Source organism: Pelagicoccus sp. SDUM812005 (genome assembly GCF_031127875.1).
In the GTDB taxonomy this organism is placed as follows: domain Bacteria; phylum Verrucomicrobiota; class Verrucomicrobiia; order Opitutales; family Opitutaceae; genus Pelagicoccus.
This window is the reverse complement of sequence record NZ_JARXIA010000013.1, coordinates 58682-76581: the sequence shown is the minus strand read 5'-3', so window position 1 is coordinate 76581 and position 17900 is coordinate 58682. Positions and strand designations below refer to the sequence as shown.

Here is a 17900-nt window from a genome sequence, read left to right as displayed (position 1 = left end):
CCTGAATATTACAAATCGCGTATTTAGAGCGGGTTTCCCTTACTTCTTTTTGAAAGAGGAATAAAAGATTCGCTTCATTTTCGGTGGAGGAGACCGATAGCAGAACTGCCTTACCTTCGAGTTTACTATCGATTGATCCGTAAAATGAACTTTAAAAAAGCTACCTTACCAGCAATCAGCTTGCTCCTTGCGTCCAGTGTTTGGTCGAGCGGTCTGAAGTCAGATCTCCGCTTGAGCGGCTTCGTGAGTACGGGGTACTTGGAAAGCTCCCACTACAACTACCCTGCTGACACCGAGGGTGGAACGACCGCTTTTTCCGAACTCGGCCTCAATGCGTCCTGGACGCCGAAAGACCGTCTAACGGTGAACGGTCAGATTTTCGCGTTCGAGCTCGGTCCGTACGGGAACTACGATCCCATGGTGGATTACCTGTTCCTGGACTATAACGTGAAGCGCGAGTTTGGCGTACGTTTCGGAAGGGTGAAGCGCGAGCAGGGGATCTACACCCATGTGCAGGATATCGACCTGTCGCGCACGAGCATCCTGCTGCCTATCGGCATGTACGACCAAAGATTCCGTGATATCAGCGCGGCACTGGACGGCGCCTCCCTTTACGGCAATATAGATCTTTGGAACGACGCTTACCTGGACTATGTGGTCTATGGGGGCGTGGTCGAGCTCGAGCCGGATGGCGGCGTGGGCGGAGTGGCCTTGACGGCGATGTCGCAGGCTGCGGATAACCTTGCGGTCGAGTATATCGAGGCAGCGGACAATCGAGGAGCCCAGCTTTGGTTGAGCCCTGGAATTGACGGCCTGCGAATCGGCTTTGGCGTGACGGAAATGTCAGAAGTCGAAGCGGCGATCACGGGTTCCATTTCGGCGTACCATCCGAACCCCTACTTTGCAGGCTTGCCGCTGAGAAGCGAGTTCAGCGACTTCACCTTGAAGATCGAGCAGCTGTCTTTGGAATACTTCGTGGGCGAGTGGAATTTAACCAGCGAATACGCGGAATCGACGACGAGTTACGACGCCGTTAGCTCGATAGCCGGTACCGTGGTATCCGGTGGGCCGGGCAAGTCCAAGGCGAGAACTTGGTACGCCAGCCTGGCGCGGCGACTCGGCCGTTTCGAAGCGGCTGTTACCTATTCGGAAGAGAACGGCGGCGGTTTGTTGTCGTCGGGCGGGCCCGATTCCGTGACCGAGGACATGCAGCTGTCGCTAAGGTACGACGTGACCGATTTCTGGACCTTGAAAACGGAGGTCCACTCCCTTTTCGGGACGAGCCGGCTCTTCAACGAGTTCAACCAGAACCCGATCCGGTCAGAACGAAACTGGACCTTGTTCGCGGCGAAGAGCACCTTTTTCTTTTAAACTGAAACCTTTAGAACGGACATGAAATTACGAAACTTTCTAAGCGTTCTCGCCTGTGCGGCACTGGGTTGCAGCTTCGCGTCGAACGCAGTCGCCACCGAAGTTGTGGCGAATCCTCGCAACGATGAGCAGATCGACAAGGAGTCGCTCAAGCTGATGTTGATCGGGAAGGAGAAATTTTGGAGCTCGGGCTCTGAGGTAGTGATCGCTATCTTGAAGTCTGACCCGAGCGTGGACGACGCGCTGTCCCGCTATTCTGGAATGACGACCAACAAGTTCAAGAACCACTGGCAGCGGATCGCTTTCAGTGGCAGAGGCAAGATGCCTAAGATGTTTTCCAGCATGGAAGACCTGGTTAAGTTCATCGAAACCAATGAAGGCGCGATCGGCATCGTCTCTTCGACCAACAATGTGGAAACGCTGCGTAGGATAGAGTTGGGCCTCGTGGGCCGCTCCCAGTTCACGGTCAATCTCGCCTCGCTGTAGGCAGGCGAAACGCCGGCTTCCAGGCTAATTCTTTTCACTAGTCGAAGCGCCCAGCTTATGAGAGCCGGGCGCTTTTTCGTGTAGTGAGAGGGCGACTACGTTTAACGGAACGGGCTGTGGGATATCGGGCTAACGTTGGCAGTCTCTTCACCCGCCGGTTTGTCCCTAGGCGAGCGGGGAATGCTGTCGAAAGCTGGAGCGAATTCAGGTCCAGTCCCAGGCGATCGCATAAAATTTGGCGAGCCTAACTCTCGGATAATGAGGAACCTGCATGCGTAGAAGCCTAAACTGAACGAAAATATGATTGCATTAAAGTGCACCTAATGGTTTCGTATATTCCCTAGCTCGCTACGGGAGTGGTTCTCGCGGCGGGAACCCTCGGAGACCCAAGACTATGCAGTTAGATTACCCCGTATCGAAGGCGCGTAAGCGCGAAGGAACGCAGGGAGCCGCGGAGGAGAGCGGTTTCGTTGTCATCGAAGGAGAACCGTTTTACCGGATTGCGGAGGTGGATCGCATGGATCCGTTTCTGATGAATGTGGTAAGCGGTACGAACCACTGGATGTTCGCCGCCAGCAACGGCGCTCTCACGGCGGGCCGTCGGAACGCGGACCACGCGCTTTTCCCTTATTGCACGCAGGACAAGTTGTTCGAGTCCTTCCGGACGGTCGGGAGCTGTACCTTGCTTTGGGTCGATATTGGGGTGGGGGCGGTCTTATGGGAACCGTTTCGTAGTGAAATTCGTGGTACGGCGCGATGCCGCAACCTCTACAAGAGCATCGACGGCAATCGGGTGGTCTTCGAGGAGGAGGATTCGGAGCTGGGCCTGCGTTTTCGCTATTCTTGGATGATGGGGGAGCAGTACGGGTTCATTCGCCAGGCGTCGCTGGAGCGACTTTCGGAGGAGCCGGTCACGGTGCGCGTTCTCGATGGTATCCAAAATTTGGTACCTTATGGCCTCGACCAGAATTTCGTTAGCCACTTCAGCAATCTGGCCGACGCGTACAAGAAGAACGAATTGCTGCCGGAAGAAGGGCTGGGAATTTATTATCTCAGCTCGATTCCTACCGATAGAGCGGAGCCGAGCGAGGGGCTGAAGGCCAGCGTGGCGTGGTCAACGGGAATTGACCGTGACTGCGTGTTGCTTTGCTCGAGGCAGTTGGAGGCGTTTCGCAAAGGGGAGGCGCTCGTAGCCGAGGAGGAGACGCGAGGAGAGCGCTGTTCCTACTTCGTGGAATCCTCCTTCCAGTTGGCTGGAAACGAAGAGAGGCAATGGTGGATGGCTGCGGAAATCGAGCAGGATGCCGGGCAGATCGAGCGCTTGCGCGAAACCTTGAACGGCGCCCCGAGCCTGGCTGAGGAACTGAGGAAGGATTTTCTCGAAAACCAGCGACTCTTGCGTTCGAAGGTGGGCGCCAGCGACGGACTGCAGCTTACGGCCAATCCCATTCGAGACGCCCGGCACCGTTCCAACACCTTGTTCAACGTTATGAGAGGCGGAGTCTTCAACGACGGCTACAGGATTTCGGTTGCTGACTTCTGTCGGTACCTCGGGTCTTGGAACAAGCCGTTGGGAGAGAAGTACGCGTCCCTAGAAACGGTGCTCGGAGCCAGCGTTAGCCGCGGCGATCTTGTGGAGTGGGCCGAGGGGCGGCAAGATCCAGACTTGTTTCGCTTGGCCTGCGAGTACCTTCCGCTTTCGTTCAGCAGGCGTCACGGCGATCCAAGCCGCCCTTGGAACAAGTTTTCCATCGAGACGCAGGACGAGGAAGGAAATCCAGTCTTGGCCTATCAGGGTAACTGGCGCGATATCTTCCAAAACTGGGAACCCTTGGGGTATGCGTATCCAGAATACCTGACAGGAATGATCTTCCGTTTCCTGAATGCGACTACGGCTGACGGCTACAATCCCTACCGGGTGACGAGGGATGGGTTCGATTGGGAAACCTTGGATCCGAATGAGCCGTGGTCGAATATCGGGTATTGGGGAGACCATCAGGTCATCTACCTTCTCAAACTGCTCGAAGCGTTGCACCGGCACGCTCCTGCGGCACTGGTGGAACTTTGCGATAAGGAACTCTTTGTCTATGCTCACGTGCCGTATCGCATTCGTGGCTTTGCTTCGATCTGGAAGGATCCTCGCCAAACCGTTTTCTACGACGATGCAGCCTCCGAAGTCTTAGGCGAGCGAGAGGGAAAGATCGGAGCGGACGGCAAGCTCTTGCGAAACGACGAAGGGGAAATCGTGCGGGCGAATTTGATGGAGAAACTGCTTTCTCCGCTGTTGGCGAAGCTGTCGAATTTCGTCCTCGACGGTGGTATTTGGATGAATACGCAGCGGCCGGAGTGGAATGATGCGAACAATGCGCTGGTGGGCTACGGAGTTTCGGTGGTGACGCTTTGTTATGTGAATCGTTACCTCGAGTTTTTGGCGCCCCTCGTGGATGCGATCCCTGCTGAGCGAGAGCTGAACGTCGATGAAAAGGTGGCGACCTTTTTGGTGGAGCTGGATGGGATCTTCGAGCGTTTCGAACCGGTTCTGGAAAAGGGGACGGATGCCGAGACGCGTTACCAATTGTTGGAGGCTCTCGGGGAGTCCGGCGAAGCGTATCGGGAATCTGTATACGGAGGTCGGCTAGGCGTTTCGCGGGTAGAATTGAAGCTAGACGTTTTGCGCGGCTTCTTGAAGCGAGCGGAACGGTTCGTCGGGCATTCGATCGATTCGAATCGCCGTTCCGACGCGATGTACCATTCCTACAATTTGTTGCGTCCCAGCGGAGCGGAGGCTGTCGAGATTGGCCGCTTGCCAGAGATGCTGGAAGGGCAGGTGGCTGCGTTGAGCTCCAATCGATTGGCGCCTGAAGCGGCTGTGGAATTGCTGGATGGCTTGCGGCGGAGCCGACTCTACCGAGAGGACGTGCAGAGCTACATGCTGTATCCAGACAAGGATCTGCCGCGATTCCTGGAAAAGAATCGAGTGTCTTCCGAGAAGGTGGAGCGCTGCGCGGCGCTGCAGGCGATGTTGGCTAGCGGTGACGAGAGGATTATCGCCCAGGATAGTCGCGGCGTCTTTCGCTTCAATGGCTCGTTCAAGAACGCGGGCGATGTCGAGTTGGCCCTAGGGCGCTTGGCTGCGGACTACGAAATCTTGGGGAACGAGGAAAGGGTACGCGAGGTTTTGGAGTTGTTCGAGGAGACTTTCGACCATCGAAGCTTTACCGGTCGCTCCGGTACCTTCTTCGCGTACGAAGGTCTGGGCAGCGTCTATTGGCACATGGTCTCGAAGCTGGTGTTGGCGATTCAGGAGAATTGCCTGAAGGCGGAGGGGAAGGCGGCCTACGAGTCCTTGGTCGGCCACTACTTCGAGTGTTTGAGTGGCTTAGGTTTCGACAAGTCGCCGGCGGCCTACGGAGCGTTCCCAATCGATGCCTACTCGCATACGCCGAAGCATATGGGCGCTCAGCAACCGGGGATGACGGGACAGGTGAAGGAAGATATCCTTTCGCGCTGGGGTGAGCTTGGCGTTCGAGTATCGGAAGGGCGGATACGTTTCGATCCTAAGTTGCTGAAGGAGTCCGAGTTTATTCAGGATGTGGATACGTTTGAGTATATCGATGTCGCTGGAGGCGTTCAGTCTGTCGAATTGGAGGCAGGTACCTTGGCGTTCACCTATTGCCAGACGCCCTTTGTCTTTCGGATCGCGGAGGAGGCGGGAGTGAGCCTGACGCTCTCGGATGGCCGCGTGACGCAGCGTTCGAAGCTGGAGCTCAGCGTGGAAGAGTCTGCGAGCCTCTTTTCTCGAACCGGAGCCGTTGCGCAGGTGCTGGTGTCGATTCCCTCAAAAACCCTATGCCAAACACAATGACTATTCTACGAGCAAATAGAAGCCGGCTGTTGCTGGCGCTTGCGAGCGCAGCCTTCGCTTTGGGATCGGTTCGAGCCGATGCTGCGGACCGCTCCTTGGAAATCTACCAGACGTCTCGAGCGGGCGACAGCATGACTTTGCGTTCCGCCGAAAGCCTGCGCAGCGATGCGCCGGCCGCGTTGGAGATCCGTCTCGATCCCGAAGCCCGCTATCAACGCATGCGGGGCTTCGGCGGGGCGTTTACGGAGAGCGCCGCCTTTGCTCTGTCTCAGCTTCCGGCTGAAAAGCGGGCGGAAGTATTGTCCGCCTACTTCAGTCCTGAGGGAGCGGGGTATTCCTTGATGCGGACGCACATCGGAAGCTGCGACTTTTCCTTGGGCAGCTACAGCTACGCTCCCGTTGCGGGCGATGTCGATCTGGAGCATTTTACGATCGAGCATGACCGGAAGCTGCTGTTGCCCTTGATCAAGGATGCCCAGGCGGTGGGGGGAGCTCAGTTCGAGTTGCTTGCCTCCCCGTGGACGGCGCCGCCTTGGATGAAGGACAACGAGACTTGGTTTGGCGGATCGTTGAAGCCGGAGCACGAAAGGACTTTTGCGCGCTACATCGCGAAGTATCTGAAAGCCTACGAGGCGGAAGGGGTGAAGATCTGGGGGCTGACGCCGGTGAACGAACCCGAGGGCAACGATGCGAACTGGGAAAGCTTGCACTTTGGTCCAGAGGAGATGGGCAGTTTTATCAAGAACCACCTCGGTCCCGTTTTGCGTGACGAAGAATTGGATACGAAGGTGTATATCTTCGACCAGAATCGCAATCACGTGCAGGAGTGGACCGATGAGATTCTGGGCGATGAGGAGGCATCCCAGTATGTGGCCGGAACGGCGGTGCACTGGTATTCCAGCACGGTGGACTACTATGGGGAAACTCTGGACGCGGTGCATGCGAAGTTTCCCGACTTCGAGATCATCCAGTCCGAGGGCTGTATCGATGCTCTAGGCGATGACGAGCCGCTGGGCGTTTGGTTGGAGAGCGACTGGTATTGGAGAAAGGAAGCGACCGATTGGGGCCCTATGTGGGCGGCTGAGGAGCAGAAGGCGGATCACCCGGTGTATGTCCCGGTTAACCGTTATGTTCGCGACATGATCGGTTGCATGAACCATTGGGTGAATGGTTGGATCGACTGGAACATGGTTCTCGATTTTCGCGGAGGTCCGAACCACGTGGGGAACTATTGCGGAGCTCCGGTTCTCGTCGATGGGGAAACCCAGACGGTTTTTTACACGCCGCTCTATTACGCGATGGCTCATTTCTCCCGTTACATTCGCCCTGGGGCGGAGCGTATCGGGATCGAGACGACCAGCGAGGAGCTGATGAGCACGGCTGCGATCAACGAAGACGGTAGCGTGGTGGCGGTGGTCTTCAACTCCGGCGATCGCCCGGTTTCCTACGAGCTAGGCCTGGAAGGGGAGCGGCATAGGCTTACGATCCCTAGCCAAGCGATCCAGACCTTGGTCTTTCGTTAAACGATACGGGCCCTCGAAGATCGAGGGCCTTTTCTTTGCGTAGCTTGCCAACGAAAAACGCCCGGCTCGTGAGAGCCGGGCGTTTGCTTTGAAAGCTTTGTATCGAAGCGGTGACTACTTCTTCTTGGCCTCTTCGCGCTCGAGGGCAGCCTTGATGACTTCCTCGGAAACGTTGCGTGGGCAAGGAGCGTAGTGCGAGAACTCCATGGAGAACTGACCGCGACCGGAGGTCATGGTGCGGAGCGATCCGATGTAACCGAACATTTCGGAAAGCGGAGCGTCTGCCTTGATCTGTACGCCGGTTGGAGTGGAGTCCTGTTCCTTGATCATGCCGCGGCGGCGGTTGAGGTCGCCGATAACGTCGCCGATGTTCTCTTCTTGGACGAAGACGTCGACCTTCATGATTGGCTCGAGGATCTGCGGGCTCGCCTTCGGCATGGACTGGCGGTACGCGGCCTTGGCTGCGATTTCGAAAGCCACTGCCGAGGAGTCGACTGGGTGGTAGCCACCGTCGGTGAGGGCAACCTTGACGTCGACCACTGGGTAGCCGGCGAGGACACCGCGATCGACGGACTGCTTGAAGCCCTTTTCAACGGCTGGCCAGAATTCCTTAGGAACGTTACCGCCCACAACCTGGGATTCGAACTGGAAGCCGGAACCTGGCTCGCCTGGCTCGATGGTGTACTCGATCTTACCGTACTGACCGGAACCGCCGGACTGCTTCTTGTGCGTGTAGCTGTCGGAGATCGGGGTCGTGATCGATTCGCGGTAGGCAACCTGTGGCTTGCCGACGAGCACTTCGGCTCCGTAGGTGCGCTTGAGGATGTCGACCTTGATGTCGAGGTGAAGCTCGCCCATGCCCTTGAGGATGGTTTCGCCGGAGTCTTCGTCGGTTTCGACGCGGAAGGACGGGTCTTCTGCAACCATCTTTCCGAGGGCGACGCCGAGCTTTTCAGCGTTGGCCTTGTCCTTTGGAGTGATGGCGATCGAGATAACGGGGTCTGGGAAGACCATTGGCTCGAGCGTGGCAGGATCGTTTTCGTCGGCGAGGGTGTGACCGGTCTGGACGGTCTTCATGCCGAGGAAGGCTACGATGTCGCCCGCTTGGCAGGAATCGACTTCGTTACGGCTGTCCGCGTGCATCTCGACGATACGGCCGATACGCTCGGTCTTGCCGGTGAAAGTGTTGAGCAGGGAGGAGCCCTTGGAGATCGTTCCGGAGTAGATGCGGAAGAAGGTCAGGGCGCCGTACTTGTCGTCCATGATCTTGAACGCGAGGGCGCGGACGGGACGCTTAGGATCGACCACGCAGACCTTGCCGGTTTCATTACCTTCGACGTCCACTTCTGGCTGTGGCTTAACTTCGGTCGGGTTGGGGAGGTAGTCGACGACGCCGTCGAGCACGTTCTGTACGCCCTTGTTCTTGAAGGAAGAGCCGCAGTAGGTGGGGAAGAAGTCGAGGTTGATCGTACCCTTGCGGATGCACTTCTTGAGCTGTTCGACGGTCGGCTCGTTACCTTCGAGGTAGCCTTCCATGAGCTCGTCGTCCTGCTCGACGGCAGTTTCGATGAGCTTTTCGCGCCACTCTTCGACGGCGTCCACCATGTCGGCGGGTACGTCTTCGATGGTGTAGCTCAATGGGTCGCCGGATTCGTCCCAAACCCATGCCTTGCGGGTGAGGAGGTCGACGACTCCCTTGAGTTCGCTTTCGCGGCCGATGGGGAGAACCATGACGAGCGGACGAGCGCCGAGGCGGTTCTCGACTTGCTTGACGACGCGGAAGAAGTCGGCGCCGATACGGTCGAGCTTGTTGACGTAGATGATACGGGCAACTTCGGACTCGTTGGCGTAGCGCCAGTTGGTTTCGGACTGTGGCTCAACGCCGCCGGATCCGCAGAATACGCCGATGCCGCCGTCGAGGACCTTGAGGGAACGGTAAACTTCGATGGTGAAGTCAACGTGACCTGGGGTGTCGATGATGTTGAAGCGGTGTGGCTCGTACTGCTGGGTGCTGCCTGGCCAGAAACATGTGGTCGCCGCGGACTGGATCGTGATACCGCGCTCGGCTTCCTGCTCCATGAAGTCCATGGTTGATTCACCTTCGTGAACTTCGCCCAACTTGTGGATCTTGCCAGTGAGCTTGAGAATACGCTCAGTTGTGGTGGTCTTACCCGCGTCAACGTGGGCGAAGATACCGATGTTTCTGTACTTGGATAGGTCTGTTGCCATGGTCTTATTCCTTAAAATTTGGCGGCGAAAGCGCTCGCGGAAAGGAAGTCGCGTATGGATTCTTCGCCCTGTGGCAATGCTATAATAGAATCAGGGGGAAAAAGACGGCGCCGAACGGGGGATTTTTAAGCGAATCCCGAGGCCGCGGAACGACTTGCAAAAAGGAAGGCCAAAGGTCCGGTGGAGGACGTTTGGCCTGCGTGGCTAGGGGGCTCGTCGCAGCGCGGCTGCCTACTTCCAGCTTCGCATGTTGGAGGGGTCGCGCAGGGCGACGGGGTCCACGGAGGAATTTATGCGCATGTAGGCGATAATTTCGGAGACCCACTTGCTGACGGTGGGCGCGTAGTAGGAGACTTTGGGAGTGACGTCGATGACTCCGGTTTCGGAGCTTCCGCCAAAAACGGTCAAGTCTCGCCCGATGCCGCGGACCTCGATGGTTTCGTAGTAGGAGCGGGTTTGGTTGAGCTTGGAGATGAGGGTCTTTTCGCTGAAGGCGTAGCCGTTGGAGTCGGGGTTGCGAATCAGCATGATGGGGGTGTTGATGCGGCTGAACACCTGTTCGTAGACGAATTCGCGGGTCGGGTCGGTGCTTCTCCAGATTTCTTCGGAGCTGAGCCGTTCCGACTTCTTGATGACGTCCTCGTGGGTCTTGTTGGAGAATAGCAGGTAGCCGGGCTCCTCGAGGATGAAGCCGGAGAAGTTGTAGCGGGAGGTGAGGTAGACGGAGAGGTTGGCATACTCGCGGGTGGAGAAGAGGAAGACGTTGTTCCCGTCGACGGCCTTGAGGTCGCGCACGCGGTCGAATATGCCGATCCAGTCGGGGGTCCGGGCGGAGCGTAGGGTTTCGAGGTCGTCCGCCACGATGTAGGCGACCGCGAAGCCGTTGCCGAGCATGTTGCTGCCGAAGGGGGAGCGGAGCAGGTAGGAGGCTTCCAGGTAGTCGCGCTGCTGCTTCTTGGTCATCGCGAAGCTGCGAATGCTGGAGGCGTTGGCGAGCGCGTTGGTTTCGACGTCCAGGACGAAGACGGCAGGCACGTTTTTCGCTTTCTTCGGTATGCCGTAGACGAGGCGGACCTTCTTGCCGGAACCTAGGCGCAGGGTCTTGCTGCGAATGGTGACGTCCTCGCGCATGATGCGGCGGCGGAAAGGCACGTTTTCAACGGCGGCTGAGACCGCGCTGGGGGATTCGTATTCGGCCGATGGGGAGACGGTCTCCACGGAAGCGTCGAACTCCGACCATTCGCCATCCTCCTCCTGGGCGAACGAGAACGCCGTGAGCGCCAAGCTTAAGGTGAAGCATAGGAGGCGGCGCGGGGAGAGGGGGAGTAAGGGCATGGTACGGTGTTTTCCTTTCTAAAAGAGAAACGGCTGTTCGTTTCGTCTGATTGTACCATTTTAATCGGAGATTTGCATAGATCCTGCTGCTTTTTGCTGAGATTTTTATGGGAGGGCCGCCGGTTGTCGCGAAATTCCTTAAATTGGAGGGGGATTGGGAACGTAGTCTGGGCGTGTCGGGTCGCAGCAGGGTCCTGAGAGTCTCGGATTTGATGGTTGCATTAGGCCAATCCCGTGGGATCTTACGCATTACTGCGAACTTCGTCTTGTGAGAAAATTTCGTTTTATGAAGCCCCTTTTGACCTTGGTTGCTCTCGCGACTGCCGCTGTGGCGTCGGCTAGCGTATTCCCCGGATGGCAAGGCTTTCGCGTTATCAAATCGGATAACGGAGCCTACAAAATGATGCCGATTCGGGAAAAGAAGGACGGAGCCCACTCCCTCCTGGTAGTGGAGACCCGTCAGTCTCGCCTCGATTTCTATCGTTACGTCGGCAAGGGGGATGGCTTGGATCTATCCAGCGTAGAGAACCCCAACTACCTGCCCATGGCGGAGGACTTCGAGAAGGTGGAAGTGCCGCTCTCGCGCTTGCCGCAAGTGGCGACGGTCTACGACATCGAGGGAGATGGCGTGGACGAGATCTTTTTGGTGCAGACGGATCCGCGCAAGCTCATCGTGCTGAAGAAGAACAAGGCGGAGGAGTGGAAGCCGATCAAGGAGTGGGAGATCGCCGATTCCGAGCTCAGCACCCATCAGCCGGTGATCGTGCGCAAGTTCAAGAAGGACCTGCAGATCCTGGTCAGCATGAGCGACGGGATCCAGATGATCGACTACGGCAAGCCGGACGAAGTGGTGTGGATGCAGCCGCGCGAGCGCGACATCGAGCGCAACCGCTGGTGGTTCCTCGATTTGGACGGAGACGACGATTTGGACATCGTGGAGGCGCGAAATACGGTGACGGCCCCGATTCGTTGGTACGAAGCGGAAGGGGAGCTGTTTCGCCCTGCGGTCAGCATCTCCGAGGAGATTACCAACACCAACGTGGCCCGGACCTTGCGGACGAGCTCGGGGCCCAAGATCGCATTCCTGGGGGCGAACCAAGCTAACACGATCAGCTTCTACGAGCTCGGCCTAGGCGAGGAGTCGCCGTTCGGGAAGCGTAACTTGCTGCCGCTATCCCAGCCGGATGCGGGAGGTTGGGCCTCGATCAAGCTCGAAGGCAAGAAGAGCATCGTGGAGCTGGGTCGCAGCAAGCCGATCCTGAACGTCTATTTCGAGAAGGACGGGTTTTGGAGCTTCGACAAGTCGTATCCGGTTTTGCAGAACATCAAGAGGATCCGTTCCGTTGGGGACAAGGCGAAGACCTTGCTTTTCCAGGTCGAGGACGAAGGGCAGATTTATAGCAGCCATTGGGACGGGGCCCGTTTCACGTTCCCCAAGCGTCTCGGCGACGCTGGCATCGAGGCGGGCGACTGGAAGCTCCTTTCCTTCGACCAGTTCGGGGCCGATACCTGGTGGGTGACGCAGAAGGGCAAGTCACTGGTGCTCTCCATTTGGAACAGCAAGGAGAAGGAGCCTCGCGAGATCGTTTTCGAGGGAATCGACGGCGACTACGAAAACGCGGTTTGGCTGGGCGGCGAGCGCCTGCTGGTGAAGAAGAAGTTCTCCAAGACCACCTCGTTCTGCACCTTGGGCGAGGATGGCAAGGCAGTGTTGTCCACGTCGCGATTCAAGGGTTCTGAGATCGGGCGCATTCGCCTGCACGAGGATACGCTTTACCTCTCCGAAGGGGGAGTGGTGCAGAAGCTGGACGAGAAGCTGGAGGTGATCGACCAGATCATGCTGGAGGGGGATTACTCGATTCGTTCCTTTGCTCCGGTTTCGAAGCGCGAGGCCTACGCCTTGGAGGCGGACGGCGAGCACATCCACCACCTGAAGATGGATAAGTCCGGCATTTTCCAAACGGTTAGCCGAGAGATGGTGCCGTACTCCATGAGCCTTTCGATGGACTCTGTGCTAGGATTGACGCTGATCAGCTCCAACGCGATCAACGTTCCCAGCCCCGGCCGCTCCCGTCAGCTGGTGCTCAGTTCCGCGGTCGACCCGAACGAGCACGCGGGTCGCGACTATGAGAAGAAGACGCTCGGCACGCTTTTCGACGTGGATATCGATGGAGACGGCATCGACGAAATCGCAACCGTGGACTACGCCCAGCGCGATATCATCGTGTATGGAGAAAGTGGCGACGGTTACGAGGAGGTCATTTCCTGGAAGGTGTACGACGACGACAAGTATCCGTACGGCCAAGACGCTGGAAATCGCAACAGCGTGAATCCTTACCGCATGATCGCGGCGGATTTGGACGGCGATTCCATTCAGGACTTAGTTTTAGCGAGCCACGACCGAATATTAATCTACCTAGCAAGGGATCCCAAACCATGATTAAACGCCTAGCCGTCGCCACGGCATCATTCCTTTTGTCAGCTCACCTTTGCGCGGTCGGCTTCGACCGTCTCACGTTCCAGAACGGCACGGAGATCGTTGCGGAGGTGCTCAAGAAAGACGACAACTTCGTAGTGCTGGATCTCGGTTTCGAGGTCTTGAAGATCCCGGCGGACCAAGTGCTGACCATCGAGAAGGCGGACGAGGATCCGGCGGAATCGACGGACTTGGGCAATGGTCTCTACACGACGGGACGCCTGAAGGCTGCTCCGGTCAACGAGCTCGTCAAGCGTTACGGAGATTCGGTGGTTATGGTCAAGACGCCCAGTGGATTGGGGAGCGGCTTCTTTATCAGCGAGTCCGGGTATTTGATTACTAACTACCATGTGGTGGAGCGCGAGACGGCGATCACAGTAAGCATTTTCAATAAGACGGAGTCCGGCTACGAGCGCAAGGAGCTCAAGAAGGTTCGCATCGTGGCCCTGCATCCGGTGCGCGATCTGGCTTTGCTGCAGATCGACGAGGAGGAGGCCAAGGGGGTCGCCATCGAGCCGGTGGTCCTGGCGGAAGGGGACGGCGTGGACGTAGGTTCGCTGGTTTTCGCGATCGGCAATCCGCTCGGACTCGAGCGTTCCGTAAGCCAAGGCATCGTATCTTCGCGCACGCGTTCCATCGGCTACTTGCGCTTTATCCAGACCGACGCGGCGATCAACCCCGGTAATTCCGGCGGCCCGCTTTTCAACTCGCGCGGCGAGGTTATCGGCGTGGCCTGCGCGGGGCATGCCATGTTCGCGGGGCTGGCCTTCGGCATTCCGGTGCAGGAGCTGATCAGCTTCCTGGAGAACAAGGAAACCTACCTTTACGATTCGTCCTTCCCGCAAAACGGGGTCAAGTACTTGGCTCCGCCTTACCGCAAGTCATTGGAAGACGATTCAGATTCAACCCAACCTAACCCTAGTGAAAATACAAAGTAAGCTCTTCTGCGGAATCGTTTCCGTAGCCGCCACGGCAGCGCTCGACGCGGCCGATCTCCGCTCCCCCTTCGAATCGCTGCCGGCCGAGACCGTTGCGGCGTTCCGTTTCGACAACTCTCCCGAGACGCTCGACCAATACGTGGAAAACACGAAGCTCGGACGGCTCCTGTTTTCCGACGCGAAGATCGCCGAGTACAAGGACTTCATCGAAGACTTGATCGAGGCGGAGGACGAGGAGGGGAACTTCCTGAGCAAGCTCGGAGAAGTTGGCTTGGAGCTGGACGACCTTTACGAGATGGTCGGGAGCCACTTCGGCGCCGCGGTGGTGCAGCAGGAAGTGCCCGACCACATGGCGATGCCGACTTTCCTGGTTTGGGCTGAGATGCGGGACGGAGTCGCGGAACGCGCCTTTTCTGCGGTCTTGGAAGGCTCTACGGAAAACGAGAACATCGAGCGTACGGATCTCGAGCTTCCCGGCGGTCCCGGAGCCCGTATCAAGAACCTTACCGACGGATCGTCCTTTTTGGTGGCCCAGTTGGAGAACCGCTTCTTCTTCGCGATCGGAAACGTGATGGAGCCGATTACCTCCATGGAGGAGGCTAAGGTTTTCGAGAATGCCGAGCTCGAGGCGCTCGGTCGCTTTCTGGCGGCCCAGCAAGAGGGCGGTGGCGACTTCCTGAGCACCTTCTACGCCGATTCAGGAGTGAGCGCCGTAAGGCCGGACTATCCGACCCGCCTCGAGGTACTGGGAGACGTGAAGACTTTGTTTGGATTCCTGCCGCCGCAAAACCGCCAAGCCTTCGAGATGATGGAGTTCGACGCGTTCACCAAGCTTGGCATCTGGAGCGGCTTCGTGGATATGCAGGAGCGATCCACTATTTTCCTAGGGGCGCCGGCTCCGCGCTCGGGCATCGCTACGCTGCTGGAAAACGAGTTCTTCGAGTTCCAGCCGCCGATGTGGGTGCCGAGCAATGTGAACGCTTACACGGTCGCTTCCTTCGACATGAACAAGCTCTACGCCTTCGCGATCGACATGGCTAAGAAGTTCATGCCTCCCGAGCAGGTCGAGCAGCAGGTGGCGATGGCAAACGGTCAGCTGCAGATGATGCTGCAGGCGGATATCCCGACTTTGATGTCGGCCTTCGGCAAGCGTATCCATGTTTTGGAGTATCCGATGGAAGTGGTGACCATGGACAATCCCGACGGGATCAGCGTGGATTTGCCCCGAGCTTCCCAAGCCATGGTGATGGACTTCACGCGCCCCGAAATCTTGCAGGCCGGCATGGCGATGATGGCGGGCATGGCGCAGAATCCCGAATCGGGCATGGAGCTCGTGGACGAGCAAGGCTTCTCTGGGATTCGCACGTCGGACCCGACCCAAGGCGTTATCACCATCGCCCACGGCAAGGGGAAACTTGTTTTCGCAGTCGGTTCCGAGGAAACCTCCAGCCGGATCTTCTCAACCTTGACGAATTTGCCGGAAGGCGAGGCTGCCTTGGCCAACAGCAGCGAGTTCCGCTCGTTCATCGCCGAGGCGAACGTGAAGCCAGGTACGCTGTTCAGCTACTCGCGGGGCGAGGAGATCCTCAAGAGCTTGGTGCCCGTCTTCAAGTCGCTCGCCAACACCATGCGCATGACGGCAGGCGAGGACGCAGCCGAGTTGATGGAGCGGGCGATCGGCCTCTTCCCGAGCGAAGAGGAGCTCGACGGCTTGCTCGGAGTGACCTTCAGCCGCATGTACCACAACGAAAGCGGTATCATCCTCGAAGGGTCGAACCAGTACAAGTAAGCGCTTCGACCTAACCTTTTACTCACGCCGTTTCTCTTTTCGGGGGAACGGCGTTTTTGTCATTGTGGCTGGACGGGATTCGTCGATGAGATTCGAGGAACTAAACCGATTCTGCCGTTTTCTCAGTTTCCACCTCTGTATGTTGCCGTTCCGAATTTTTGCCCTGATTGCCTCCTTGCTCCTTGGTGGCGTCGCTTCCTTGGCTAGCGTCCGGGAGCCGACGGAAGGACCGCCGATCCTTTTCGCTCGGGACGTGGCGCCCCAGGTGAAGCTGCGAACGGAGGCGTACACGGTTTCGCCGATGGTGGAAGTGCGGGAGTTCGCCTATACCTTCCGAGTGACTTCGACCTATGGGAACTTTCAAGTGCGGGGGGTGCCGCAGCTGGAAACGCTGCTGCATGAGCTGGAAGTGATCCGGAAGCTGGCGGAAGTGAGCCAGAGCGAGGCTTTTGCCAGTTCGCTTTCAAGCAGTTTGACCAGTCCGGTAGCCACTACGGTAGGGGTTGCCAAGCGTCCGGTGGCGGCGGTCACCGGCTTGCCGGGCGGGGTGGTGCGCTACCTTGGAGGGAAGCTCTACCAGGTGCGCCGCGGTTCGGACAAGGCTTTGGAAAGCTACCGCGAGTACCGTAGCAAGGACGACAAGGAAGAGCCGGAGCCGACCGTCGAGGAGCCCAAGGGGAAGAAGAAGAAGCTCGTCAGCTCCGCGGGGAAGCTCAGCCGCAAGCACCTCGGGCACGATTCGGCCAAGCGTCGCTGGGCTCGCCAGCTCGGAGTGGATCCGTATTCCAAGAACGAAGTTTTGCAAGAGGCCCTCGGGCGCATCGCCTGGGCCTCCTCCTTGGGCGGTTTCGCGGGTGACTTTGCAGTGCCTTCCAGCGAGGTGTTTTCCTATGCGGGCAAGGCGAGGGAGCTCGTTTGGGATAGGCCTGCCCACCAGCTGGAGCGCGAGATCGTGGATACCTTGAAGGACCTGGGCTTGGAGAAGGGCTTGATCCACGAGTTTCGCGATACGCCGATCTATTCGCTTACGGAAAAGATGGAGCTATGCTTCGGTTTCAAGAGCCTCAAGGACTCGGGCGATATCGCGTTTTTGGTGGACTTCGCCTTGCGGGCGGAAAACGACGAGGATGCGGAGCTGATGATCCGTACCTTGGAAGTGCTGGTTTCCTATAGCGAACGGGTGGCCCGGATCGCGACCATTGGCGAGCGTCGGGGCATGCTGTACGCGTGTTCGGATCGTGGATACGATATCTATCCGCTCGCGGTGGACTACTTGCACTGGACGCCGCTGGTGTACGAGGCGCTCTTGTCCGAGGAGCTGATGGCGGAGAAGCGCGAGATCTGGGTTTCCGGACAAGTTTCGCCCATTGCCAAGCTGCAGCTCCGCGAGCACGGTTGGCTCGTCTTCGAGCAAGTGGACCGCTACGGCAAGTCGAGCAACGCGGCCACGGCGAAGCGGTAGCCGTCGGTGCCAAGTCCGGTAATCACGCCGCGGGAAACCTCCGCGGTGTAGGAGTGGTGGCGGAAGGCTTCGCGGGAGTGGATGTTGCTGATGTGGACTTCGATCACTGGAAGGCCCGCTCCGCTGATGGCGTCGCGCAGGGCGACGCTGGTGTGGGAGTAGGCTGCGGGATTGAAGACGACGCCGTGCGTGTCGGATTCCGCCAGTTCGCTGAACTTGTCGACGAGGGCGCCTTCGTGGTTGGACTGGAAGAATTCGAACTCGGTATCCGGAAAGGCGCTACGAAGCTCGGTCGCGATATCGTCGAGCGTCTTCGAACCGTAGATTTCCGGCTCGCGTTTTCCGAGGCGGTTGAGGTTGGGTCCGTTGAGTACAGCGATCTTCTTCATGGTGAAGGGTTTTGCTAGAGTTCTGCCTATTTGTACA

Annotated in this window: 11 protein-coding genes; 8 read left to right on the top strand and 3 right to left on the bottom strand. The window is 58.0% G+C overall.

The genetic code is table 11. The annotated features are described in order from the left end of the window. The first annotated feature begins 144 nt into the window (after window positions 1-144). The 4 genes from QEH57_RS15390 (at window position 145) to QEH57_RS15375 (ending at window position 7245) form a co-directional block, all read left to right on the top strand. Window positions 145-1371, top strand: a complete 1227-nt coding sequence (locus QEH57_RS15390) for a hypothetical protein (RefSeq protein ID WP_309007648.1) — start codon at window positions 145-147, stop codon at window positions 1369-1371. Window positions 1372-1392: 21 nt separating this feature from the next. After that, window positions 1393-1857, top strand: a complete 465-nt coding sequence (locus tag QEH57_RS15385; protein WP_309007647.1) for a hypothetical protein — start codon at window positions 1393-1395, stop codon at window positions 1855-1857. Between the two features lie 394 nt (window positions 1858-2251). Further along, window positions 2252-5722, top strand: a complete 3471-nt coding sequence (locus QEH57_RS15380; RefSeq protein WP_309007646.1) for a hypothetical protein — start codon at window positions 2252-2254, stop codon at window positions 5720-5722. Then, complete coding sequence (locus tag QEH57_RS15375; protein ID WP_309007645.1) at window positions 5719-7245, top strand: glycoside hydrolase family 30 protein; 1527 nt, start codon at window positions 5719-5721, stop codon at window positions 7243-7245. Before QEH57_RS15380 ends, QEH57_RS15375 begins: the two co-directional genes overlap by 4 nt. Window positions 7246-7359: 114 nt before the next feature. On the opposite strand, the gene fusA is transcribed toward QEH57_RS15375, so the two are convergent. Both fusA and QEH57_RS15365 read right to left on the bottom strand, forming a co-directional pair. Next, window positions 7360-9474: an elongation factor G gene (gene fusA / locus QEH57_RS15370; RefSeq protein ID WP_309007644.1), complete on the bottom strand. Its 2115-nt coding sequence runs from the start codon at window positions 9472-9474 to the stop codon at window positions 7360-7362. A gap of 231 nt (window positions 9475-9705) precedes the next feature. Further along, window positions 9706-10809 carry a hypothetical protein gene (locus tag QEH57_RS15365; protein WP_309007643.1) on the bottom strand — a complete coding sequence of 368 codons (1104 nt, stop codon included), beginning with the start codon at window positions 10807-10809 and terminating at the stop codon, window positions 9706-9708. A gap of 286 nt (window positions 10810-11095) precedes the next feature. On the opposite strand from QEH57_RS15365, the gene QEH57_RS15360 reads away from it, so the two are divergent. From QEH57_RS15360 to QEH57_RS15345, 4 genes are all read left to right on the top strand, one after another. After that, window positions 11096-13249: a hypothetical protein gene (locus QEH57_RS15360; RefSeq protein ID WP_309007642.1), complete on the top strand. Its 2154-nt coding sequence runs from the start codon at window positions 11096-11098 to the stop codon at window positions 13247-13249. Further along, window positions 13246-14223 carry a trypsin-like peptidase domain-containing protein gene (locus tag QEH57_RS15355; protein ID WP_309007641.1) on the top strand — a complete coding sequence of 326 codons (978 nt, stop codon included), beginning with the start codon at window positions 13246-13248 and terminating at the stop codon, window positions 14221-14223. The genes QEH57_RS15360 and QEH57_RS15355 overlap by 4 nt, the downstream gene beginning before the upstream one ends. Beyond that, complete coding sequence (locus QEH57_RS15350; RefSeq protein WP_309007640.1) at window positions 14207-16012, top strand: hypothetical protein; 1806 nt, start codon at window positions 14207-14209, stop codon at window positions 16010-16012. Before QEH57_RS15355 ends, QEH57_RS15350 begins: the two co-directional genes overlap by 17 nt. A 139-nt stretch (window positions 16013-16151) precedes the next feature. Then, window positions 16152-17474 carry a hypothetical protein gene (locus tag QEH57_RS15345; RefSeq protein WP_309007639.1) on the top strand — a complete coding sequence of 441 codons (1323 nt, stop codon included), beginning with the start codon at window positions 16152-16154 and terminating at the stop codon, window positions 17472-17474. Here the strand turns inward: QEH57_RS15345 and aroQ are convergent. Continuing rightward, entirely contained in the window at window positions 17435-17863 is a 429-nt protein-coding gene (aroQ, locus tag QEH57_RS15340; protein ID WP_309007638.1) for a type II 3-dehydroquinate dehydratase, read from the bottom strand. The genes QEH57_RS15345 and aroQ overlap by 40 nt on opposite strands. Window positions 17864-17900 lie beyond the last annotated feature (37 nt).